The following is a 24,671-nucleotide window of genomic DNA, read 5'->3' as shown; positions in this document are numbered from 1 at the left end:
ATATTTTTTAGCACTCAAGTGCCATATAAGCCGATATCAATTACGAGAGCAAAATTTACTGAGAGTAAGATTCTATCTGGGGTTCTCGACCATTCTCATCCTAAAAATAATTCTATTTTGAGGAGATAAGATGAATTCCCAACCATTATCATTCATTTTATGTCTAATCTTTTTGTTTTTAAATTTTTACAGCGCAACTATTACCGGCCAACACAACTCAGAACCGAAGCGCAATATCTCATCTTCAGCCGACAACAAAGAGGACGAAAAATTCTTAAAGAGTTTTTCTTCCATAATGAATGGTTTAGAGAAACAACATGTAAATTATGAAATAAAGCGAGTAAAAAAATTATTCGGGCAGATGGATAATCTTTTTTCTCATATGCAAATCAAATATCAATTTATTGATGAAGAAAATAATCTTGGCCAAGAATATTTTACTACGCTCTATCATTTTTTAAGCGGTCCTTTTGAATTGGATGAGATCATATCGATATTAAAAAATGAATTATTTATAGATTTTACGAACACCATCAAAAAAAAATTCCATGATGAATTATCTTTGGCTAATGTTTTAAGATTTTTGTGGAAGAAAAATAAAATTTCGGTTGAAAAATCCCAAGCTATTCTAGCACAAAATGCTCAGCTCACATCTAGGGAGGTAATCAAACTTGTTGAAAACGGAGCTGTCAGATCAACAAGAGGCATGCTGGTAAAATTGAGTACGGGTGAAACCTACGGAGACCCTCTGACACTTTTTAATCGCATAGAGATGGTCTTAAATAATTACAAAACTTATAGTAAATCAAATGAGCTTGATACTATTGATTTTCCGTTAGATAAACATCTTGTACGTGAATTTGAAAAACTAGAAATGAATGCCAACAAGGCTATTTTAGATGGAAAAATAATTCATCAGCTACGAAAACATTTTTTATTCATAAATAATTTAGGGCTTTTTGTTAGATTCAGATCTCAAACTGCTGCTTTTAATTATAGTCTTTCCGGAGGCATGGCGGCAGTTAACCCACTTAATTCATTTTCTTCCACCGTAACCCCTCAGAGTTTATCAGCTATGTTGGTGGGAAATCACTATTTTGCAGCATACAATTCATCTATCACTAACTCACTCTTTGTTAACCCAATGGGCTTAAGTTTTTCTGGATCCTATAACTGGATGAACAATCTTCTTTCAGGTCGCAGTCTTGATTGGTGGGTCTACTACACAGATAGTTATCTTGGTTTTGGAGCTAACTACACCATGAATTTTGAACAAGGAACTTTTTGGTCCAACGGACAAGTGTCTTTTCTATCTTTTGGTGGTGTTATTGCTGGATGGAAAAATTATCTACAGGCGGGAATCGCTCTACAAACTCTGCTGGCCAATAGCATTGGAGCAGGTGGTAACGTTATTTTTAACATATCAAGAGAACACTCAGTGGCTTATCTTGGCCGATACCCTATTGATGGAAAGTTTTCTTCTCTGCGCGATAAACATAAGATCGAAGTAAAAGACAACCGAAGCATCGGAATTTCAGCAAGTGCCGCTTTTAATTTTTGGGCTACCAACGTACCAATTTCTATTGCCTTTCGTGCAGGTACTGAACACACAATTGAAAATTTATTTCGTACTCATGTTGATTTGGAACAAGCACAAAACATGCTCTCAGAATCCGACATTGCTGGCCTTTTGCTCATCCTTGGTAAAAAAATATCTCATAGCAAATTTCCTGGCTTTGAAAATCCTGACGAACTTCAAGAAGGAGATGAACTGGTACAAAAAAAAATAGGTAAACTTTTTGGCGCGTTCGTTACCGGCATAGAAGCATTTGTACCAATAGCTCCTTTTCGTATCGGAGGTAACATCGAATTAGCTGCTGAATTCGAAATGGGACTTAATCGTTTACCAAACAACAAGTTTCAAGTAAGCGTTGAGCCAACACGAGTCTTTGAAATCGGGTTATTTAATTCTGTCATGAATGTTATTGCCAACGGAGCTGTACATGGAATCTCTTTGGCACGAAAACAAATTTTTTTATTTGATTTTAATAACCCCGAAGCCAAAGAAGCTTACTTCAACATGGTACATAACGGAGAGCTTCCTAATCGTTATGAAATGGAAATCAGCAGTGAAGAGCGTGGAGCAGAAAATTTATTAATGGATTTTAGAGCACAAAATAATGCATTGAAAACAAAAGGCATTGAACTTACTTATTTAGAACAAACTCACATCAGCTCTAACAGCGTTCAGGTTGGATTTTATGCACCAATAGTGCCCGCCATAATTTCGATAATCAATAAAGCCGACAAAATTACCCGCCCCAATAAAGACCGAATAAATATTAGTTTTGAAGGCGTGGATCGCGAAGTGATGCGAGCCGATGGAACAAGTATAGCCACCAACGGATTAATTGCTGTAAGAAGAAGCAGTTACGGAGGAAGAGTAAGTGAAGGTCAAGGATTTAGCGGACGCTTCAATAAAGATCTCTACATTACACACCGAAGAATATATTCCATTGATGAGCACATGGATAATGCCTCTATATCCAATTTTGACAGCCTCTTAATACATGCTCAACTGGAAGATACAAAAATCACCGGCAATGAAGAAAACCGCATAGTAGAACACATCAATAAATTATTTAGTACTCAGATAGACAGTTTCGTTGAAAAAAATTCAAAATTTCCTCGATTGATTAATATTGAAAGGGAACTCAGTAGGAGAGATTTATTTATTCTATCCAGCATGAGTGAGGTAGAAAAAATTGATGAACTGATCCAAAAAGCTCATCGAGCCAGCGGAATCGACAAATACCGTTTAGAGACGCTACTTAAAGAGCTAAAAAACAAACATCCCGATAAGCAAGGTCTTATCATAAAACAATTTATTGAAACTGCTGATGGCTATAGTGGTTTTTCAGCTATACATCATCTATTAGGAGCTCAACCTGAAGACTTATTTGTTCATACAGAAAGCGGTTATATGGAAATAGTAAACCAGGTCAGAACCTTTATCGCCAATTTTTCCTCTCATGAAAGTAACTCTCAGCTTGATAAAGTTATTTTTAACGCTGAAAATAACAAAAAAAATAGAAAACTTATAAAAGAATTTTACAAGCAAACTCGTATTCACCTGCGTCACATAGACAGGCAGTTAAGACTTTTACAAAGCGATAAATATTTACTCGATGAAAGCAGTCCGCTTGCGAAAAAAATAGGTCTTTTACGATATAGAGGAATTATCGAAAACGGTATTCGACAGGATAAAAGTTTATACGGTACTGCTTTGGTTTCAGCGAGAAATGACCTCTTAAGGCTTTTGGATTTAAAACAGCAGGGATTTAGCGACATTGAGCGTCAAAATATTTATACCATTGCTAAAAAGAAGCGTCTTAGAATAGAGGATGATGCAGATAATTTGTTTATAAAATATCATTCACATCAAATTAATTTTCAAATGTCGAAAGATGAAATTATTGAAAGGGTTTCTGAGTACTATGACTTACTAGAATTGCTCAACACTAGAATAACTGCCCTTCAGCAAGATGAAGTAATGAAACAAATGGATCCAGAATATGTCAAAAATTATATAGAACGGCTGGAGCATTATAAAAATATTTTAAATGAAGTAAATTCATTGCAGGATAAAAGCATTCCGATACTGCAAGAAAAATTTAAATCGAGACCACACGCGTTAAACCGTTTATTTCGCAGTAAAAAAAGGCAAACCAAATATCGTATTCAGGGCACACTCGATGCACTCAACCATCAAGAGCAAACACGCCAATCAATCGTGCACCAGGATGACAAGAAAAACTTGGCTCACGATAGAAGAACTCAGTCTTTGCTTCATATCGGTAGATTGAATTAAAAAGGGATAAACCGCTTAAAAAGTTGTAGATCTTTTCAATTGGAAAGTAACTTTGATTCAATTTTTTTGTCACGTAATAAGTAATGATTAACCATAAGAAAATCTATATTATTTTTTTCTTCATTTAATTTTCCTATGATTCCGTAATCAAAGATATTGATAGCTCCATTATTAGCGGAACCATTCGAACAAAACTGCACACAAAACTCATGGCTTCCTATCATATTGATATAACAAGTTCGAACATCGTGATATTTTTTTGATTGGATACCTGCCCTATCTAATACTGCGGAAAAACGGTGCCTATTTTGGGGGTTGACTCTGCCAATTGCTGCAAAAATTTCTGAAGCTAATCCATGCTCTCCCATACCAGAAAATGCAATTTCTATATTGTAATTGGTATTTTTATATTGAAGATTTGAATACGAAAGACCTTTTACAATTGACCGAAGCAGCAAATCGTACACAAGTTGATGGATACAAAAACGGCGTATATTATATGGCTAAACAGGATCCAACAATTCACTGCAATAAACTTTTGGATTTGTATTACGATGCTTATGCATCCTATCCAAGTCGTGTGATTTGTGTTGATGATACTCAAGAAATTCTAGAAACGATGTTGAGCTCTGTGCAAAACCTTAATCAAAGAAAAAATATTCGAATTGATAATGTTGCTATACATTATGTAGGAGCAGAACCTATAAAAGATAAATTCTTTGATGCATTACTTAGTGGCAGGGTGACATTAAAGAATATCTAGCTCTTTATCCATACAAAAGATCCATATTGCAGTTTTTTCTCGCTCTGTTCTAATAAAAATACTTAGTTGAGGAGTTTTTATGAGGCAATGCAGTGAATGTTCTAGTTTTATTGTGAGAGAAAATTGCTCTTATTGCTCTTTAAGTTTTACCCCCAGCAAAAAGTCGCTTAAACCTAAAAGTTCAGCATCTATCAATCTTGCAAAAGCTGTTGGAGCAAGCGCTTTGTCAGTTACCCTGATGGCCTGTTACGGAGCCCCTCCCGAATATCTCATGAAAGATGAGCATAGAACGTGTGAAAGAGATCAAGACTGTATGCAAGATGAAAAGTGCATCGATAATACGTGCCAACTGATAAAAGCAGAATAAGCAAAAGCTTTTTGCCACCCGCTTTATAAAGAAGTAAAAATATGTCTGCCAGAAGGCTCAACGTCTTAAGCGAACAATTTTTCCCGGCCTACGTAGTTTGGGAGCTAACATTAAAATGTGACCAAAAATGTGTTCATTGCGGATCACGAGCGAGTAAGCCGCGCAAAAATGAGTTGAACAGTCATGATGCTTTAAAAATAGTTCAGCAATTATCCGAACAAGGTACAAGAGAAGTTGTGCTGATAGGAGGGGAAGCTTATCTTCATCAAGATTTTTTATCGATTGTACAAGCCTTGGTGGATAGCGGAATTAATGTCGGTATGACCTCTGGTGGAAAAGGAATCGATGAAGATTGTGCGATGTCGATGAAGAATGCAGGTTTATCCTTTGTATCTATTAGTATCGATGGCCTAAAAAAAACTCACGATACAATTCGTGCAAATAAAGGCAGCTTTGATTCAGCTCTTCAAGCTCTTAAGCACCTCAAAGAAAATAATATTAGAATCTCTGTCAATACCAATATCAATCGAATCAATATGATTGAGCTCGAAGAAATGTATGAATTATTTTTTGCTCTTAAAATTTCTTCATGGCAGGTTCAGATCACAGCTCCTTTGGGTAGAGCTGCTGATAGGCCCCATATGCTGCTTCAGCCCTATGATCTGCTCAATATTGTTCCCAGAATAGCAAAAATGAAAGAGCGTGCTTTTAAAGACGGTTTTTTGATTATGCCCGGAAATAATCTAGGCTATTTTGGCCCTGAGGAATCTTTGCTGAGATCCATGAGACCGGAAGATAGCGATCATTGGTTATCCTGTCAGGCTGGTAAATTTATTATGGGTATAGAATCAGACGGAGGATTGAAGGGATGTCCTTCTTTGCAAAGTGAACATTATTTAGCGGGCAATTTGAGAAAAAATTCTTTGAGAGATCTGTGGGAAAATTCAGTAACCATCAAGAAGCATAGAATCAGAGGGGTAAAAGACCTGTGGGGATTTTGTGCGCGATGTGATTTCAAAGAAATTTGTCTTGGAGGGTGTACCTTTACATCTCACAGTGTTTTCGATCGCCCTGGAAATAATCCTTACTGCCACTATCGCGCTTTGAAATTCAAAAGTGAGGGCAAACGGGAAAGACTGATTAAAATAAAAAATGCACCAAACAAAGCATTTGATAACGGAAAGTGGGAATTAATTGAAGAGCCCTTTGATAGCAAAGAGCCAGAGCTCATCAATGATAATCTCATCAAGATATGCAAAAAGCTTCGATAAAAAATTTTAAGACCAGCACCAGTCTCTTAATTTTTATCATTTTCCTTTTCGACTACTGTAACAGTAATGGTGGCAGCCATCTCTTTACCATAGGACAGATGAGCTCCATCAGCAAATTGCATACTCAGCGTGTGAGTTCCAACGGGAAGATCGATAGTGGCGCTGGTTTGTCCTTTGCCGTAATGAATATGATTTTTGTCGACAGGAACCGGCATACCTTTTTCAATAAAACCCTTTGGGCTATCGATCAAAATATGATGATGCCCAGAAGTCTTGTCATTCACATCTTCCATTGCGGGTCTTACACTCATGCCCTTCACTCCAAATATAATTTCGATAGGGGAGCTTAAGGTATCTCCATCTTTAGGGGCTATAAAATAAACCAAAGGCCCATCATCTTTGGATGATTTTTGCGAACACGAGTTTTGGCATGATAAATAAAAAAGAGAGAACAAGCACAGAGATAAGAAAAATTTCCAGCGCATAGTATTCCTTTTTGCTAAGGAGTGCGGGCAATTGCCACGCACCGGCATTCACCAAAAACAGGCTTAAGTGTTTTTTTTGATTCTTCAAAGGTGGAACCAGTTGTTAGAATGTCGTCAACTATAATAATTCGCTGATAAAAAATTTTTGATTGAATTAATTCCATTGATCCCATCACAGCGTTTTTTCTTTGAGATTTTTTGGATATTTTTTTTAAGGAAGAGGAGAAATTTTTTTTCCTAAGTAGTTTTTTTACTGGCACATTTAATTTTTTGCCCAAAATCTCGGCATAAAGAGATGGGAGATCCGTGCCCCTTAGAGCTCGCCTTAGAGGATGGGTCGGGATGTAGACTATGGCATTAGCTTGGAATTTTTTTAAAGTTTGAAGAAGATGGGAGCCTATCAGAGCCTCATGTATTCTTTCGATAAGTGCATAGCTATGATCGATATTTCGATAAAATTTGATACCTTTTATTAACTCGCTGATAGAAAATTCATAATAAAACAAAGCTCCATAGTGGTTCTCCAGAGCGCTAAATGCATGTTGAGGATAAGGGGAACAAAGCGATCTGCAGGCTGGGCACAATTTTTTATGATTGCTATCATGATTACAAAGGCTGCATCGAGCAGCAAATAACGTTTTCAGTAAACTTTTAAAAACTGTTTTTACCATCTTTTTTAATACTCCTGATCAAAGTTTGATAAAAAATAAAGCAAAACTTATTTTTTTGTTATTGAATTAAGATGACTAGTTGGTGTTAAACTATGCACAACTTACTTCTTCTAGCTTTTTAAGGCCCAAAAAAGGAATCTTATGCGCAAAACTTCCCTGTATCTTTTGCTGGTACCAACGATATTTTCATCTTTTTTGCTTTGTGCCTCGCATCAAGTTCAGATAAAAACGATTGTAAAAATCAATAATGAAACCTCTCAGGTTTATTTTAACGATGGCGATACCTTCAAAGTTCTCGATGGCAAATATAAAAATGAACGAGTGCGTATTATTGGTTTTAATACTTTGGAAAGCTATGGACCCATCCATCAGTGGGAAAACAGTGCTCCTGAAGAACTGTATGATGTAGCGGTTCAAGCGACGCAAATGGCAAGGAACGGTAGCTGGAGTTGTAAACTCGAGAAAAACTCAGATATCTATGGACGGCTTCTTGCTCAATGCGATGATTTGGCCAAAAGCCTTATTGAAAGTGGTCTCGCCCATGCTTATTCCGCAAAGAAAAAATCTGCTAATAAAGAATATTTAGCCTGGCAAAAAAAAGCCCAAGAAAATCGATTGGGTATGTGGAAAAAGGGCATACCAAAATTTATTATCACTTCGCTTCATTCAGTAGATGAAAATATAAAAAACCAAAAAACATCAACTTTGCAAATCACGAGGCGCGAGAATTATAATCGACTTATCTCTACAGAGGATGGGCATACTGAGAAAATGTTTCACAGCGAGAAATACTCTTCTTGTCAGAAGATTTGCCTAGAAGAAAATTCTTGCATGATCTATGTTCACTACAGACAACGATATGGTAAAAATCGTCCTGATTGCCTTTTGGCAGAGCAAAAGTAAAAAGTTTCAGGAGCTAATATGGGAAGCCTATTGAGCCAACAAAAACGTATAGAACGTAATAAACGCTATTTATTCTTAGGGGTAGAAGCTGCCGGTGTGCTTATGACATTTATATCGCCAGTCTTGGGAATTCCCATCATTGCAGGTGGCGTGTACCTTGGTTGGCAATGGTTTCAATTCCGAGTAAAAAACGGAATGAGATTTTGATTGATAAATGCCATGCTATGCGTGGCATTTTTTAGATTCAATCATTTTAACTTCATCATCAAAAAATTTACGACATCAATTTTTAAGTTATAACTAAGCAATCTGTCAAAAACAGACGATACATGGCTCATTTGTTTAACAAGACTACTAATTGATAATTTGATGACCTCGCTATTTAAATCTGATTACCTAAGGGCATATCAAAAAGTTTAAGTTTTATACTACTTCTAGGAAATCACGCGCAGGCGGAGATCCAGGCAAAACGGTTAACTATCTAGTTGAAATGAATAATATCAATCATTCCCTGTAAGAGCTTGTTCGCTTGCCGTAAATCCTACGGGACGAGTCATAGCTACGCCCGACACAGAGCGCGCCGTTTTTTTAACATAAAGAGGCCTAAGAGCGCTCTATTTGGATCCCCGCCTGCGCGGGGATGACATGTGGTGGTGTTTAAAACGGGGATGACACATAATGGTGGTCAAAACGTGAATGACACGAGATCGTGGACAAAAATGTTTTCTCAGCTTAGAGAAAAATTATTTTCAAAACCGTTTCTTAGACGTTATTTTGTTTGTCGCTCAATAACAGATTAAGAGCCAAAGCTGTTTTGCCATCCGCAACGCACACATAAGCTTGCCTGATTGCTTTTGCGACTTCAGGAGCATTGGTAGATTTAAATCCTGCAAGCAAAACATCACCGAGCGTTTCATTATTGAAGCCATCGCGCATTTGAGCGATAGCGATAGCCGCAGCGATACGCATTGAATCATTAGAGGTCATCAAAATATTCTGCAGAAATGGCAGCAGTGGACGATTTTTAGGAAAGCCCAACATTATAATGGAAATAATTTTTTCTTGAATAGAAGTTTCTTCACTGCTAATAGCAGCCATGTGGCGTTCATTTGAACTTTGATCTTGCAAAATAGGTGCTAAGGTCTTTGCTAATTTGATATTTTTTTCGAAATTAGCTCTCACATTTTTCAGTGAACCTTCCATTCTTGTAAATAATGCTCTGGGAACAAAAGGAGGTTTTTTATCTTGTTTAATACCTATATTTACAATATTCATTATTTCACCATAGCAACAATACTCGCAATCACTATACTAAATAATAATAATGCTTCAATACCCTCAACTATCTTTGTATTAAATTATTTTCCTGTTGATATGCATTCATGAGAGCTTGTTCTTTGATTTGATTATTATTCAATGAGTTAGAAAAATTTGTATCCACCATACTGTGAACTGAATCAATATTTGCCCGAGCCAAATGAGCCTCTCTCAACGACTTAAGCTCATTTTTTTCTCTCTCAACACATTGCCTGGTAGTTTCTAACTCTGAAATAAGTCCTTCATAGACGGCGCCATAGTTTTCTCCAAGGGCAATTCCCGCCGTAATAAAGCCACCCAAAAACCCGCCAAGCAAAGCAAGAATAATACTGAAGCATACAGCAAGAGAAAAGTTTGATTGTCGAGGACGACTTTTAATTATTAATCCCTTTTTTTTTCGCCAACTTTTTGTAACTTCTTCGGATGCAAATGCCATAATAAAACTCTTAGTGAATAATACATTTAAAAAACGTGACAGAATAAGCTTTATTCCAATGATCTATATTTTTTCAACAAATTTATTTATTAATTCAATAATTTGCTGTTCATGTTCAAAAATCAAACGATGACTGCCCTTAACTAAATGTAACTGAGATTGAGAGTGGGCTAATTTTAATCCATGGATGTTTTGCTGTTCTTTTTCTGGAGCGATCCACATAATGGGCACATCCAACTTATTAATTTCAGGAATTAAAAATTCTTGATTAGCTAAAGAAAAATAGCGCATAGCAAGCGAAAGACTATTTCTGTCAAAGTTTGACTCTAAGCGTTTAGGTACTGGACTTCCCTTTAAAGCAGGAACATTATTCCACTCATTCATCAGCTCATCCCACTCAAGAGAGAAAAATTTTCTACTCCAAGTATAATCCTGATAACGGCGCAAATACCTTATTTCTTTTTCTCTAAACCCAGGATGAGCAGCAATAATGATCGCTGCTTTAAAACGAAAACTATCTTGAAGCAGACAATGCAAGGCAAGCCGCCCACCCATAGAGTAGCCCAGCAAAATGGGCCTATGGGAAATGCTGCTATTAAATCGCCTTGCCCACTGTTTAAGTGGCCCCAGCTGAGTCAAAAAAATATATGGGGCATAAATATTAAGATCTTTATAATTTCCAAAATCTCGCGGATGCCCTAAAAAGCCGTGTAAGGCTATTATTTTTTTTCCCGACATAATGCGATTTGGCCTCTATCAATTTTTTTAATTACTTGGTTATTAGGCCTGATATCAAAGTCAAAAATAGAGGTCGGTATGGCGAGAGTGGTGCAAGCATTAGGAATATCAACAATTCCGCTTATGCGTCCTTCGATGGGAGCGGTGCTCAATATCATGTAAGCTTGCTCCCCCGTAAAACCAAACTTTTTCAAATATTCTATAGCGTTGAGGGCAGCCATCCGATAGGCCACATGAGGATCGAGATAGTGTTGACGACCTTTCTCATCAACTGAAATTCCCTCAAACACTAAATAGTCTTGATAACTTGGGCCCATAATTCCAGTTTGAAAAATAGGATTGAGCATGCCATACTTTCTGACTCCATCGGGAATTATATCCACACCCAAATGAATCCATCCAGCAATTTCAATGGCACCACAAAAAGTAATTTCACCATCTCCCTGCGAAAAATGTAAATCGCCAACTGATAAATTGGCACCATCAACATAAACCGGTAAAAATAAACGTGATCCTTTTCCTAAATTTTTAATATCGCAATTTCCGCCATGCTCACGCCCAGGAACAGTTCTTGCACCTTCTGCTTTAATCTTTTGAGCTTGATCATTGGTGGCTTTACCAGCCACAGCCCCAAATGAATCTGGTGGACATGCCAAAGCAGGAACTCGATTCGGATCCGTAGCAATTAAATCCCGCTCTCTCTTGTTCCATTTATTCAACAAATCTTGTGATGGGGCGCATGCGATTAAACCCGGATGAATAATTCCTGCAAACTGCACTCCGGGTACATGGCGAGAGCTTGCATAGATCCCTCGAATATCCCATATAGCTTTCCCTGCAGCGGGATAATGCTCAGTCAAAAAACCACCGCCATTCTCTTTCGCAAAAATCCCAGTAAACCCCCACGGAGAGTGATCAAAAGTGCCGATATCAAGAATATCAACCACTAAAACATCTCCTGGTTTTGCCCCCTCAACTCGGATAGGGCCACTCAAGTAATGAACTTTTCTTAGCTCCACATCGCGCACGTCATCGGCACAATCATCATTTTTAATCTGACCTCCAGTCCAATCTATACACTCAATTCTAAAGTGGTCGTTTGGCTTGACCTCAACCACTGCTGGTACATCAGGATGCCAACGATTATGTAATGGAACAGGCTGTTCATCGCCTTTTTTATTTAAATCGATATTGATCAAAGTTTGTATCATCGAGCTCAATCCTAAAGTTTTTAATTTTTTATTTAATAATTTTATATTTTCAATAAAACTAAATCTAATTTAAAAACACTATATTTACCCAAAAATTTGCTCAATAAAGCAAACAATTAACTTTAAATAATTTTAAAAACTAATATTTTTTAATATTGAAAAATTAATTTTAGGATCTTTTTTTATAGACGATATTTCCCCCAACTACTGTTATAAACGGGCGAACATCAAGAAATTCATTTTTACTTGGGTGTAGAATGTCTTCCTTGTAGACAACAAAATCTGCTAAAAAACCTCGCGCTATCTTCCCTTTTTGATGTTCACTAAATTCAGCAAAAGCAGCGCCACTATGATATCCATTTAATGCTTCTTTCAGTGTCAGCTGTTGGTCAGGGTAAAATGAAATTGAATGAGGTTGTTTACTTCTTGTAACAGCAGCAAATAAGCCTTCGATAGGATTCACTGATTCAACAGGAGCATCTGAACCAAAAGCCAAGGGCGCTCCTTTTTCGATTAAAGAGCGCCATGGGTAAGCTCTCTGAGCCAAACGATCAAATCCCAAACGATCCGCAACCCATTCCATATCAGAAGTGCAATGGCTTGGTTGCATAGAAGCGATAACGCCAAGTTTTTTAAAGCGGTGATGATCCATTGGATCTATTAATTGAGCATGCTCAATGCGAAGACGGGCATCAAAAGATGGATGCTGGGCCAATGCCTTTTCATATGCATTTAACACCACACGATTTGCTTGATCTCCAATTGCATGCGTCGCTACCTGAAAGCCTTTTTTGAGCGCTGCTAAGGTTTTATCGTGCAATTCTTTTTCACTGATAAGCGCTAGTCCTTGATAATCCGCTTGATCAGAATAATCTTTGAGCAACAATGCTCCTCTGGAACCAAGAGCACCATCAGCAAAATACTTGATAGCCCTAATCGAAAGATAGTCATTAATTTTTTGTGGACCCTTTTTTAAATATTCTTCTACAAACTTCTCATCTTCACCATCAAGCATGGTGTAAATCCTGAGCTCAAGCTGATTTTGTTGCGCTTTCTTTAATAAAACGCTTAAGGATTTTTTATCTATACCGGCATCGTGAAAAGAAGTAATTCCAAAAGATAAAACATGTCTAACAGCCTTATCAAAAAATTGAGCTATCTCCTCATCACTAAAAATCTCTGCAAATTTATTTACTATAGATAATGCATTATCAACCAATACTCCGGTTGGAAGGCCGTTTTTATCTTTTATGATTAGCCCTCCATCAGGTGATAATGTGTTTTTATCGAGCCCAATTACTTTCATGGCATAGTCATTCATCCACCCTGCGTGACCATCAACTCGGCGCAAATAAACAGGATTCTTGTCAGCTACCCCCTTGAGCATATGAGCATGAGGAAATTGTTTTTCGGGCCAAAGATTATGGTCCCACCCGCGCCCCCTTATCCAGGTTCCAGGTTTTTGCTTGCGCGCTTGTTTGGCTAATGCTTGTGCTACCTGCTTGGGGTTCATATTGCGAATATCAAGTTCTAAAATGCTTCTCCCAATGCCGAGCAAATGAGCGTGAGATTCAATAAAACCAGGCAAAACTCGAGCATTGTTGAGATCTATAATTTCATCGTTTTTACTTATGTTTTTTTCAATTTCTTTGCGCTTTGCTATTTTTGTAAAACGTTCATTTTCAACTATGAAGGAATCTTCAGATAAAAAATTTTCCCCATCATAAATTTGAGCATTAATAAAAACTTTTTTGGCTTGCCCCGAATATGCACATGTTACCATTATCAATCCCCATAAGATTAAAAATATTCTCACTGTATTGTCTCTCGATTACATCTTTTTTGGCTAAAACATCGCGCCACTGATTTTAAATCGAATTGTTTTTATTTTCATGAAACAAGGATCTTTGCGAAGAGCTCTTAATATTTCTAGTTTGCGATAGGTCAGAGCATGCATATGAGCACTGCTGGGAACCTCAACAATAACAATTTCGCTTTTTTGATCAAGAAATCCCAAAGGCCTGCACAAAAAAAACAATTCATCGCCGAGTAGGCTATGAAGATTTATTACCGAAAAAGATTGAGCTTTTTTGAGGATATTAAAAAGCTGCGTGCCACCCTTGTTATTCGATTTCTTGGCCAAATTAAATAAATGATTGCGTATATCTTCTTTAGCAATTTTTTGATTGCCAGCCAAAAGATTGAGTGTTGTACCCAAAGGATGCTGCTCGATCAATTTTGAACGAGCAATTAAGCGGCGCTGCTCAACTTTTTCTAATAAGAGGCTGTGAGCTACCCTGTTGACAGCCGAACCTTGAGAGCAACCTGAATCAAGTGCCAGACTTAATTTTTTTTGTATCTTTTTTTCAATATTTTTTGTCTGAGTTTTTTGGGAAGACGGAGTCCGACTAAGCACTTCTCTTTGCTGAGCAAAAACAATGCACTCATGAGCAAAAGCTCTCAAGGAAGTTGGTGTAATATTATTTTTCAAACGATGCGCCAAAAAAGAAAACTTTTTTTCAAAACAATCAAGAGTTCTACTGGCCACTCTTTGCACATGATTAAGAGCAATTTTTTCCGCCTGCATCCATTTATTTTCATTGTCGATCGTGCGAAAAAAATCCAACAAATTAGCAGTCAGATAATCTTCGTGACGTTGAATACTCAGTGATGGCGCAGTGAATTGATCTGACAAAATAAATTCCTATTAAAACGGAATGGATTAAAAGCTTATTATCTTTAGTTTGCCAAGAGGTAAGTATGCACTTAGGTATGAGCAAAGATATGAATTTATCGGTGGCACCATGTTACTCAAAGACGGGCTATTTCAAATCTTTAGATGGCACCGCTTTGTTTTATCGGCACCATTTAGCTGACAAGCCTAAGGCCTCCATTCTTATCGTCCATGGTTTTGGAGAACACAGCGGCCGCTACTCTCATCTTATTGATCGCTTGTTAGTTGATAACTTTGAAGTATTTAGTTTTGATTTAAGAGGACATGGAAATTCACAGGGAAGCCGCGGCGATGTCGTTAAGTTCAGCAACTATGTAGAGGATGCCCAAGCAGCACTAGAGTTTGCTCAATCCTTACAAAACCATCAGGGGAAATTATTTATCCTCGCTCACAGTATGGGGGCCCTTGTTACACTCAAACTCATGACAAAGATTTCTCCAAACATTGGTGGACTTGTGCTAAGCAGCCCACTCTTTGCACTAAGCCTTGCTGTACCTTGGTACAAAAAACATTTGGGAACAGTAGCCACCTGCCTTTTTCCTAAACTCCCCCTCAAGTCTACCATCCGAGGATGCCACCTCTCTTCTGATCAATCATTTTCTGCCGCCTACGATAATGATCCACTCATACTAAAAAGCGTTTCTATCAGAGCATTTAGACAAATCTTGCTTGCCTTGACTCAGACTTCAAAACTCGCATCAAATATTCACACTCCCTTTCTCATGCAAATTGCTGGTAAGGATTTAGTGGTAGACAGCAACGCTGCTCTTACTTGGTTCAAAAATGTCAAAGACAATGCACCCGATCGCTCATTGAAAATATATCCTCATTTTCTGCATGAAATTTTTAACGAAAAAAACAGAGACGAACCTATCAACGATGCTATTGAATGGTTTAATAAACGGGTTTAATCTCACTTTCTAAAAGCCTTTCAAGCCGCTTATGATCATATTTGATAAGCAGAACCTTAGCATGAGAGATTGCAACTTTTCCGGGACTCATACCTTTGAGTTTTTTAACCCATTTTACCCTGGTATAACTCACCTCAATATTACTATCTTTTGATTTCGAAAAATGCGCCGCTAGGGTAGCTGCATCGAGCAAGTTTTCCAAGGTTATGGAATCGCTTGAATCTTTGATAATAACGTGTGAGCCAGGAATTTCTTTAGCATGGAGCCACCATTCATTACCTCTGGCATGAAACTTTAACACTTCGTCATTATCTTTGGCCGACCTTCCCACCCACAAAGGCAAAGCATCAAGCGAGCTAAATATACGATAGGCAAGCCGCTTTGCTCCCTTTTTCTTTGGCCGCAAAATCGGCTGAGTAATGCTTTGCAAATCTATATTTTCAGCTCCTTCTTGAATAAATGATTCAAGCTCTTGCTTTAAATTTTCAATTTCCTGCTCAACTTTTTTTATGCGTGGCTCAATATGCTGAATTCCTCTTTTGGCCCTCTTAACCAAATTAAAAAGATGATTGATATTTTCTTGCGGGCTTAGCTTAGGATCTAATTTTATCAGGCGATCTAGTGGAGGATCGCTAAAAAAATCTGTTGCCACTACGTGCTCAAGCCCTTTTTTAAGCTTAAAAAAATTATTTTTTAATGTTTCCGCATCATTTAATAATTCAATGTTCTCTATGCATTTTTTATAATCTTGTTTTAGATTCCTATACAGTCTTTCTTTTTTATGTATTTCTTTATAAATTTTTTTAATTTGTTTTTGAAATATTTGCTCTTGAATTTCTATCAATGATAGTTGTTCTTTACTTTTTTTATTTTCAATATCTTCTGAAGACATCTTTTACCTAATAACGAGTAAATATTTTGTCTCTTTTAGAAAAAGACCAGTGTGTGTCTAAATGCCTCGCAGTGAATAGAGATATAAAAGCAAACAATAAAGTGAGTTCTGAGATAAAAAGATGATTATTACCAAATGGATAAAAAATTTGTTGGTGATAAGCAATTACCGACACCAGCTGAATCAATAAACCAAAACCATAACTAAAGGTTTTATACATTCCAAACAAAATCATTAAACTCAGTGTAAGCTCGAGAGAGCCGATTATCATAACCATCGACGAACTAAGCTCAATGGAATAATTTTGCAAAAACAACTCAACCGACATGAGTGGGCTCACAATTTTATCGAGAGCCCAAAGAAGTAAAAAAGTTCCTAAACCAATACGTAGCCACCACAAGCTCCACATCAACGCTTTATTAGAACGAGCCATGTTACTGCTACTCCTTGTAAAATTGATTATGTTTTCAATAATAAGAGTCTGACTAAATAAGGTCAAAAATGAACTGACATTTTTTTAGCTAAACTCAATCACGTTTTATATATTATCTTTGTTTAATTTTATTTCGGTGCTGTCTCAAAATATAAAACATTATCAGCACTATAGTGGAAAGCAGACTTTCTGTTTCGGTCTGCTGAGCTTTATTCATGGAGCAACCAGATGAACTGTTTTTGTTTTTTCTGCCTAATTGCTGCTCACGTTCTTTGGTGTTTTTTTCTTTATAACTATTTTGATAATTTGTTTCATGATCGGCTTGTTGTTCATTATTATTTTCAAAATCGAATTTAGGATTTTTAGAAACGTTCTCATCTATAGGAGAGGGGACTACCGGAGGTGGCGGCGCAATATAATATTCTTTATTGATCGGTGGATCATCAAAATCGCAGGCATCTCCTTTGCCGTCATCATCGCTGTCAAGTTGATCGGGATTGGGTTCAAAGGTACAGTTATCAACTGGACAACTATTGCGAGGATAACCAGGATCGCCCAATCCATCACCATCAAAATCTGTGCACGGATCACATTCATTGCCTATTCCATCATCATCCCGGTCTCCTTGCTTAGGATTAAAAATGCTTCGGCAATTATCCCAATCATCAGGAATTTTATCTCCATCAATATCAGCAAAACTCAAACATTGATTTTGCGGATCCTCCTTACAGATATCGATAGAATTACAAATTCCATCTCCATCAATATCTGATTCATCATTTTCACTATTTAAATAATCTGCATCTGCAGGACATTTATCGCACAGGTCACCTATTGAATCATTATCTATATCGGATTGATCAGGATTGGCATCAAAAGGACAATTATCTACTGCACTATTTTCGCAGTTATCATTAGGAGTGTTTGGATCTCTTATTCCATCACTATCTGAATCGGTACAATCATCACAGGCATCTCCTATTCCATCTCCATCACGATCTGCTTGATAAAAATTAGACAATGAAGGGCAATTATCCCAATTATTTGGAATACCATCTCCATCTGTATCGCTTAAGGCCGCTGTACAGGTGTTGCTCGCATCGCCCAAACAAAAATCACAGGCATCAGCAATTCCGTCTCCATCTTCGTCTAAATCATTATCGCCGGCAGGACAAATATCACAGGCATCTCCAATACCATCGCCATCAGTGTCTTTTTGATCGGGATTGTTTTGAAATGGACAATTATCGATAACTTCCAACCTTATACACTCTAAGGAATCTGGATTATCAGCGCATATCTCATTAAAAAGTGATACAGGACAAGATGGGTTGAAAAAACCTGGATCACCTACACCATCATTGTCTATATCATTACAAAGGTCACAGGCATCACCGATACTATCGCTGTCATAGTCTGCCTGGGTTCCATTATCTACAGAAGGACAGTTATCCCATTCATCTGGAACACCGTCACTATCGACATCACCCAACAATTCAGTACACACATTGCTCGCATCACCTAAACAATAGTCACAAGCATCTGCTATACCATCACCATCTTCATCTATATCGTTATCACCAGCAGGACAAATATCGCAGGCATCACCCATGCCATCCATATCCATATCTGTCTGAGTTGGATTAAACTTAAAGGGGCAATTGTCTGGGCCGTTTCCTACTGAACAGGTGGTATTGGTAAAACCAGCATCACCTACGCCATCACCATCGATATCCGTACACGTATCGCAGGCATCGCCAATGCCATCACCATCGTAATCTGATTGGCTAGCGTTAGCATCAGATGGGCAGTTATCCCAATTATCTGGGACGGCATCGCCATCTGTATCACTCAAGGCTGCTGTACAATCATTACTAACACTACCAGGGCAAATATCACAGGCATCACCCATACTATCTAAGTCGCTATCACTTTGGCTTGGGTTAGCCTTAAATGGGCAATTGTCTGGGCCGTTTCCTACTGAACAGGTGGTATTGGTGAAGCCTGCATCACCTACGCCATCACCATCAATATCGGTACACGTATCGCAGGCATCACCAATGCCATCACCATCGTAATCTGATTGGCTAGCGTTAGCATCAGATGGGCAGTTATCCCAATTATCTGGGACGGCATCACCATCTGTATCATCCAAGGCTGCAGTACAATCGTTGCTAGCATTGCCGGGGCAATAATCACATCCATCAGGGATGCCATCGCTGTCTTCATCGGCACTGTTATCACCTGCAGGGCAAATATCACAGGCATCACCCATACTATCTAAGTCGCTATCACTTTGGCTTGGGTTAGCCTTAAATGGGCAGTTATCTGGGCCGTTTCCTACTGAACAGGTGGTATTGGTGAAGCCTGCATCACCTACGCCATCACCATCGATATCCGTACACGTATCGCAGGCATCGCCAATGCCATCACCATCGTAATCTGATTGGCTAGCGTTAGCATCAGATGGGCAGTTATCCCAATTATCTGGGATGGCATCGCCATCTGCATCATCCAAGGCTGCTGTACAATCGTTGCTGGCGTTAGCAGGGCAATAATCACATCCATCAGGTATACCATCGCTGTCTTCATCGGCACTGTTGTCACCAGCCGGACAGATATCGCAGGCATCGCCCATACTATCTAAGTCGGTATCTGTTTGGCTTGGGTTAGCCTTAAAGGGGCAATTGTCTGGGCCGTTTCCTACTGAACAGGTGGTATTGGTAAAACCAGCATCACCTACGCCATCACCATCGATATCCGTACACGTATCGCAGGCATCGCCAATGCCATCACCATCGTAATCTGATTGGCTAGCGTTAGCATCAGATGGGCAGTTATCCCAATTATCTGGGATGGCATCGCCATCTGCATCATCCAAGGCTGCTGTACAATCGTTACTGGCATTAGCAGGGCAATAATCACATCCATCAGGTATACCATCGCTGTCTTCATCGGCACTGTTGTCACCAGCCGGACAGATATCGCAGGCATCACCCATGCCATCACCATCGGTATCATTTTGATCAGGATTATATTTGTAAGGACAGTTGTCCTCTTCACACGTATTGTTTGGTGAGCCTGGATCCCCAAAACCATCTTGATCGCTGTCCGTACACGTATCGCATTGATCCCCTACTCCATCAGCATCTTTATCATTTTGATCTGAATTTGAGACTTGTGAGCAATTATCGCACGCATCACCAACCCTATCTTCATCACTGTCAACTTGATCTAAATTATGGACTAGAGGGCAATTATCACAATAATTTGCTATTCCATCGCCATCCGAATCAAGATTATCATCTCCACCGGGACAAAGATCTAATTCATCACATACCCCATCGCCATCAGCATCAGGATCGACCAAAAAGAATTTTTCAACACCATGTATTACACCACTATTATATATGTTTTTTTCAACACTATTAATCAAGCAATTACTTACACCATTTTCAGCCACCAAGTAAAAAGAAAAAAACAGTGTAAACATATAATTCACAACAAACCACCATTTTATAATATCCACTATAAATTATAACCAATCGATCAATCTTTTTTAAAATTAAATACAAAAAAAACCACAATTGTGGTTTTTTAAAAAAACATAATTTTTTATTTTAAGGAAAACATCCTCTATATCTTGGATTAAAACTAATTCCTGATAAATTTTCTGGAGCAGTTACCACTGGAGCGGTTAAAAAAGATACTACACCGCTCTTATTTACAATGCTTAAATAATTTTCTGGTGTGGCATTTTGTCCTTGAGCTTTATCATTTAAAGACCCATAGATAAGGCCCGTGCTTGGTCTTAAGTCCATAGCGTGAACTCTCGGGTTGGTGTCAGCTGGAAAACTAAATTGCAAAGGAGCAAAAACCAAAGCCAGACCAGAGCTTTGATCTATCGTGCTTAAATTTAATTTTCCTGCATGAAATAAAACATCGGACGAATCGAAGCTCAAACCATTTCCGCTATCGTTTACCAAAGTATCTCCCACGTAGGTATAAGCGCCGCTAAGAAGATCGATAGTTCCGACCTGGTCGCTTGAAGCTCCTTGACCAGCATCTACATGGGCCCACAATATACTGTGTGAGTCAAAACTGATATCGGTTACGACTTGTCCTGGAGAGATATTTGTTGGTCCAATAATTGTTGCGAGCCCTGTTCTACATTGTATTCTAATAAGCACACTATTATCGTTGGCATCTTCACCCACGCCATAGAGTCTTCCCCATTTATCAAAATCTATTCCTGTCACTCTTTGGATCCCACTCCCAAAAATAGTGGCAATAAGATTTCCCTCTCCTGTATCAGGATTCAATCCTAAAAGATCGCTTGGTCCATCTGGCCCATTAGTGGTAGTTCCGTAGAGTTCATAAGGGCAAAAAAATCCCGATGAAGAATCATCTTCATTATCTGTTGCCAAAACAGGATATGTAAAAAAACCAAATAAGAGCAATAAAGATGTTTTTTTCACAAAATTCCCCAATATTATAGAAATCAATTAATCATCAAATAAACATTTAAAATAATCCAATTATTTACATCATTGACACCGCAAGACAAACCATGAAAAACCACCATTAACTGCATAAATCTTCAACGCATCAAGATGTGTTTTTTATATTTTAACATCAGATATTTGTTGCGTATTTTTATTTTACCAGGACTTATTTTCTCTTGCTCAATGTTGATAATCTGTTGACCCAAAATATTCCTGAGGCTGCACAATGCATCAGTTTGAACCATTAGTGCTAACAGAAGGCAAAGAGATTTTTGCTGCCCTAAAAAATGAAAAAGAAAGTTTATTTGATAAAAATTATTGGACTGGGCGAATGATGGATTGGGTTATGAAAGATCCCAATTTCAAAATTGATTTATTTCGCTTTGTTGATGTGCTCCCAGTTCTCACAGACAAGGATCAGGTAAGCAAACATATTGAAGAGTATCTACTGCAAAAAAATCGTGAAATTCCATTATTGATGGGCACTGCTTTCAAAGCAGCGTCATTTTCTTTTGCACGCGGCATGGCATCTTCGATCATTAAAAAAAATGTCTGTGAAATGGCTCAAAAATTTATTATCGGTGAAAATTTAGCCAGCGCCTCCAAGCAGCTGAGCAAGCTTGCCAAACAAGGTTTTAGCTTTACCATCGATCTATTAGGCGAAAAAACCTTGAGCAATGAAGAAGCAAATTTCTATCTTGATCACTATACAAATCTCATCAAGGAACTTCCTAAAGTACTCGATTGCACCAGCAAGGAGCCCCCCAATATTTCCATCAAGGTCTCCGCTCTTTGTCCCAATCTCAAAGAAGAAGCTCCGCATTTTTTTGTTGAACAGCTCAAATCAAAAGTAATTCCTCTTCTTAAGCTCGCTCACTCAAACAATGTCTTCATTAATTTTGATGTGGAAAGCTATCAAAGCCACGAAATAATCTCACTCTTGTTCCACCAAATTGCTCTTGAAGATGAATTCTCCTGTTGGCCTCATTTGGGAATTGTCGTTCAAGCCTATCTGAAAAATTCCAAGCGCCATCTTTCAGAGCTTATAGATATCGCCAAACAACGCAAAACTCCATTCAGTATTCGCTTGGTAAAAGGAGCTTATTGGGATTACGAGGTAGTAAAAGCTCAGCAGTTTGGTCATGAATGCCCGGTGTTTTTAGACAAATTTAAAACTGATCAAAATTATGAATTTTTGTCAAAAATTCTTTTGGATAACAGTGAGTTTGTGCGCCCTTGCTTCGCTAGTCACAACATTCGTTCGCTGGCCCACGCTATAGCCTACGCAAAAAATAAAAACATACCCATCAACCATTATGAAATTCAAATGCTCTACGGTATGGCTGAATCTGAACGCAAAGTATTTCAACAAAGAGGCCACCATGTACGTCTTTATATGCCGATCGGTGAAATGCTTCCAGGTATGTCATATTTGGTTCGGCGTCTTTTAGAAAATACTTCACAAATGAGTTTTGTGAAAAAAAAGCAGCATGATCATGAAAACGAAGAATATCTTTTGCAAGCTCCTAACGGCGAAGAGTTACCACAAAATGAAAAACAAAATAAATTTCAAAACGAGCACATGCTTGATTTTACTCAAACAAGTGTACGAAAAAATTTCTCCCAGGCCCTTCAAGATATAAAAAAACAATTTCCCATTAAAATCCCTATCATCATTAATGGTGATAAACATGTATCAAATCAAAACTTATCCACTCGATGCCCAAGCGATACCACCATCGATATTGCTCAGATAGATTTGGCCACTCAAGAGCATGCTAGCAATGCCGTAGCACAAAGTGTGAAAAGTTTTTCTCGACTGAGCACTCTTGATATCAAAGAGCGCTTGCGGCACCTCAATAATTTGGCAATTATTTTGGAGCGTGACCGCTTCAAACTGGCAGCACTTATTTGCTACGAGGTTGGTAAAACTTGGGCTGAGGCCGACGCAGATGTAGCTGAAGCTATCGATTTTTGTTGTTATTATGCTCTTTGTGCCGATACTGAACTAAACCCACCTCTAATTGGTCAGGTTGGTGGCGAAGAAAACAACCTGGTTTATCAGGCCAGAGGCCCTGCACTTATTATCGCACCTTGGAATTTTCCACTCGCCATTCTGTGCGGAATGAGCGTGGCAGCCTACGTTTGCGGTAATCCCATTATCATGAAACCAGCAGAACAATCATGCTCAACCGCCTATTTTCTTTATCAGAGCATGATCGAAGCTGGTTTTTTGAGTGATTCTGTACAATTTTTACCAAGCAAAGGCGAAGAGATTGGCCCTTATCTGGTAGCTCATCCTGAAATCGCCAACATCTGTTTTACCGGTAGCATGGAAGTAGGTCATCAAATCGAACGCTTGGCCCACAATGTTTCCCATGAGCAAGTTCAAATGAAAAGAGTGATTGCTGAGATGGGTGGCAAAAATGCCATTATTATTGATGATGATGCTGATTTAGATGAAGCAGTATTTGGGGTTCTAAAAAGCGCCTTTTCTTATGCTGGGCAAAAATGTTCGGCCGCCTCAAAAGTTATTGTTCTTAACTCTATCGCAGACCAATTTATTGATCGCATCAAAGCTGCAACTCAAAGCATCATCGTCGACAGTGCGCTTTTACCAATGACTTTCATGGGTCCTGTTATTGATGAAGAAGCTCAGATGCGACTAAAAGAAAAAATTAAAATGTTGCGGGAAGATGAAAAAATTAAAAGCATCTACATTGGTGAAAATAAAAATTTAGGTTTTTTTGTCCCACCTGCTATTTTTTTGGTTGAAGACCAAAACCATTGGCTTATGCAAGAGGAACTTTTTGGACCCATTTTAGCACTCTATAAAGCAAAAGATCTCGAACATGCGCTCATGGTAGCTAACAATACTCGCTTTGCACTTACAGGGGCTTTGTTTTCTCGAAGCCCACAAAATATTGCCAAAGCTAAATCCCTATTCAGAGTAGGTAATCTGTATATTAATCAAAAGTGCACAGGGGCTATGGTCAACCGCCAGCCCTTTGGAGGCTTTAAGATGAGCGGAACGGGCATCAAGGCTGGAGGACCTCATTATCTGCTCAATTTTGTTGATGCTAAGGTCATCAGCGAAAACACCATGAGGCGTGGTTTTACTCCCCAGATATCTGTTTGATGCCTTGTCAGTAAACTTGGCATT

The 24,671-nt window shown here is 38.3% G+C and carries 21 protein-coding genes; 8 read left to right on the top strand and 13 right to left on the bottom strand.

What is annotated here, in order from left to right; genetic code table 11:
* Nucleotides 1-130 precede the first annotated feature (130 nt).
* Nucleotides 131-3,871: a hypothetical protein gene (locus H6731_06140; protein USN49857.1), complete on the top strand. Its 3,741-nt coding sequence runs from the start codon at nt 131-133 to the stop codon at nt 3,869-3,871.
* Between the two features lie 35 nt (nt 3,872-3,906).
* Here H6731_06140 and H6731_06135 read toward each other — a convergent pair whose 3' ends face one another.
* A complete protein-coding gene (locus H6731_06135; GenBank protein USN49856.1) occupies nt 3,907-4,338 on the bottom strand; it encodes a hypothetical protein in 432 nt (143 codons plus the stop codon).
* 32 nt (nt 4,339-4,370) lie between these two features.
* Between H6731_06135 and H6731_06130 the strand changes: the two genes are divergently transcribed.
* The 3 genes from H6731_06130 (at nt 4,371) to H6731_06120 (ending at nt 6,272) form a co-directional block, all read left to right on the top strand.
* Nucleotides 4,371-4,634 (top strand): hypothetical protein, encoded by a 264-nt coding sequence (locus H6731_06130; GenBank protein ID USN49855.1) that lies wholly within the window; start codon nt 4,371-4,373, stop codon nt 4,632-4,634.
* A gap of 79 nt (nt 4,635-4,713) precedes the next feature.
* On the top strand, nt 4,714-5,001 hold the full coding sequence (locus H6731_06125) for a hypothetical protein (GenBank protein ID USN49854.1): 288 nt from the start codon (nt 4,714-4,716) through the stop codon (nt 4,999-5,001).
* A gap of 41 nt (nt 5,002-5,042) precedes the next feature.
* Entirely contained in the window at nt 5,043-6,272 is a 1,230-nt protein-coding gene (locus H6731_06120) for a radical SAM protein (protein ID USN49853.1), read from the top strand.
* A 26-nt stretch (nt 6,273-6,298) separates the two neighbouring features.
* On the opposite strand, the gene H6731_06115 is transcribed toward H6731_06120, so the two are convergent.
* A complete protein-coding gene (locus H6731_06115) occupies nt 6,299-6,757 on the bottom strand; it encodes a DUF4399 domain-containing protein (GenBank protein ID USN49852.1) in 459 nt (152 codons plus the stop codon).
* A 14-nt stretch (nt 6,758-6,771) separates the two neighbouring features.
* The gene (locus H6731_06110; GenBank protein ID USN49851.1) at nt 6,772-7,428 is read right to left on the bottom strand and encodes a ComF family protein; all 657 of its coding nucleotides are present in this window, start codon (nt 7,426-7,428) and stop codon (nt 6,772-6,774) included.
* Between the two features lie 141 nt (nt 7,429-7,569).
* Between H6731_06110 and H6731_06105 the strand changes: the two genes are divergently transcribed.
* Together H6731_06105 and H6731_06100 are read left to right on the top strand one after the other, a co-directional pair.
* Nucleotides 7,570-8,331, top strand: coding sequence for a thermonuclease family protein (locus H6731_06105; protein USN49850.1), 762 nt, complete (start codon nt 7,570-7,572; stop codon nt 8,329-8,331).
* A gap of 18 nt (nt 8,332-8,349) precedes the next feature.
* Nucleotides 8,350-8,538 carry a hypothetical protein gene (locus H6731_06100; GenBank protein USN49849.1) on the top strand — a complete coding sequence of 63 codons (189 nt, stop codon included), beginning with the start codon at nt 8,350-8,352 and terminating at the stop codon, nt 8,536-8,538.
* 555 nt (nt 8,539-9,093) lie between these two features.
* Here the strand turns inward: H6731_06100 and H6731_06095 are convergent.
* The 6 genes from H6731_06095 to H6731_06070 all read right to left on the bottom strand — a co-directional run bounded on the left by H6731_06095 (nt 9,094) and on the right by H6731_06070 (nt 14,728).
* A complete protein-coding gene (locus H6731_06095) occupies nt 9,094-9,606 on the bottom strand; it encodes a hypothetical protein (protein ID USN49848.1) in 513 nt (170 codons plus the stop codon).
* 67 nt (nt 9,607-9,673) lie between these two features.
* On the bottom strand, nt 9,674-10,084 hold the full coding sequence (locus tag H6731_06090; GenBank protein ID USN49847.1) for a hypothetical protein: 411 nt from the start codon (nt 10,082-10,084) through the stop codon (nt 9,674-9,676).
* Between the two features lie 63 nt (nt 10,085-10,147).
* Nucleotides 10,148-10,822, bottom strand: a complete 675-nt coding sequence (locus tag H6731_06085) for a hypothetical protein (protein ID USN49846.1) — start codon at nt 10,820-10,822, stop codon at nt 10,148-10,150.
* On the bottom strand, nt 10,804-12,033 hold the full coding sequence (locus tag H6731_06080; protein ID USN49845.1) for an acetamidase/formamidase family protein: 1,230 nt from the start codon (nt 12,031-12,033) through the stop codon (nt 10,804-10,806). The genes H6731_06085 and H6731_06080 overlap by 19 nt, the downstream gene beginning before the upstream one ends.
* A gap of 169 nt (nt 12,034-12,202) precedes the next feature.
* On the bottom strand, nt 12,203-13,816 hold the full coding sequence (locus H6731_06075; protein ID USN49844.1) for an amidohydrolase: 1,614 nt from the start codon (nt 13,814-13,816) through the stop codon (nt 12,203-12,205).
* 63 nt (nt 13,817-13,879) lie between these two features.
* A complete protein-coding gene (locus tag H6731_06070) occupies nt 13,880-14,728 on the bottom strand; it encodes a DUF721 domain-containing protein (protein ID USN49843.1) in 849 nt (282 codons plus the stop codon).
* A 65-nt stretch (nt 14,729-14,793) separates the two neighbouring features.
* On the opposite strand from H6731_06070, the gene H6731_06065 reads away from it, so the two are divergent.
* Nucleotides 14,794-15,678 (top strand): lysophospholipase, encoded by an 885-nt coding sequence (locus tag H6731_06065; protein USN49842.1) that lies wholly within the window; start codon nt 14,794-14,796, stop codon nt 15,676-15,678.
* Here the strand turns inward: H6731_06065 and H6731_06060 are convergent.
* From H6731_06060 to H6731_06045, 4 genes are all read right to left on the bottom strand, one after another.
* The gene (locus H6731_06060) at nt 15,662-16,570 is read right to left on the bottom strand and encodes a DUF814 domain-containing protein (protein ID USN49841.1); all 909 of its coding nucleotides are present in this window, start codon (nt 16,568-16,570) and stop codon (nt 15,662-15,664) included. The genes H6731_06065 and H6731_06060 overlap by 17 nt on opposite strands.
* 7 nt (nt 16,571-16,577) lie before the next feature.
* Nucleotides 16,578-17,003, bottom strand: coding sequence for a hypothetical protein (locus H6731_06055; protein USN49840.1), 426 nt, complete (start codon nt 17,001-17,003; stop codon nt 16,578-16,580).
* Between the two features lie 112 nt (nt 17,004-17,115).
* Nucleotides 17,116-20,505 carry a thrombospondin type 3 repeat-containing protein gene (locus tag H6731_06050; protein USN49839.1) on the bottom strand — a complete coding sequence of 1,130 codons (3,390 nt, stop codon included), beginning with the start codon at nt 20,503-20,505 and terminating at the stop codon, nt 17,116-17,118.
* Between the two features lie 118 nt (nt 20,506-20,623).
* Nucleotides 20,624-21,481, bottom strand: coding sequence for a hypothetical protein (locus H6731_06045; protein ID USN49838.1), 858 nt, complete (start codon nt 21,479-21,481; stop codon nt 20,624-20,626).
* Between the two features lie 253 nt (nt 21,482-21,734).
* On the opposite strand from H6731_06045, the gene H6731_06040 reads away from it, so the two are divergent.
* Entirely contained in the window at nt 21,735-24,647 is a 2,913-nt protein-coding gene (locus tag H6731_06040; GenBank protein ID USN49837.1) for a bifunctional proline dehydrogenase/L-glutamate gamma-semialdehyde dehydrogenase, read from the top strand.
* Nucleotides 24,648-24,671 lie beyond the last annotated feature (24 nt).

Source organism: Myxococcales bacterium (assembly GCA_023898405.1).
GTDB lineage: Bacteria > Myxococcota > UBA727 > UBA727 > JABDBI01.
The sequence above is the reverse complement of the archived record's forward strand: the minus strand, read 5'-3'. Positions and strand labels throughout refer to the sequence as shown.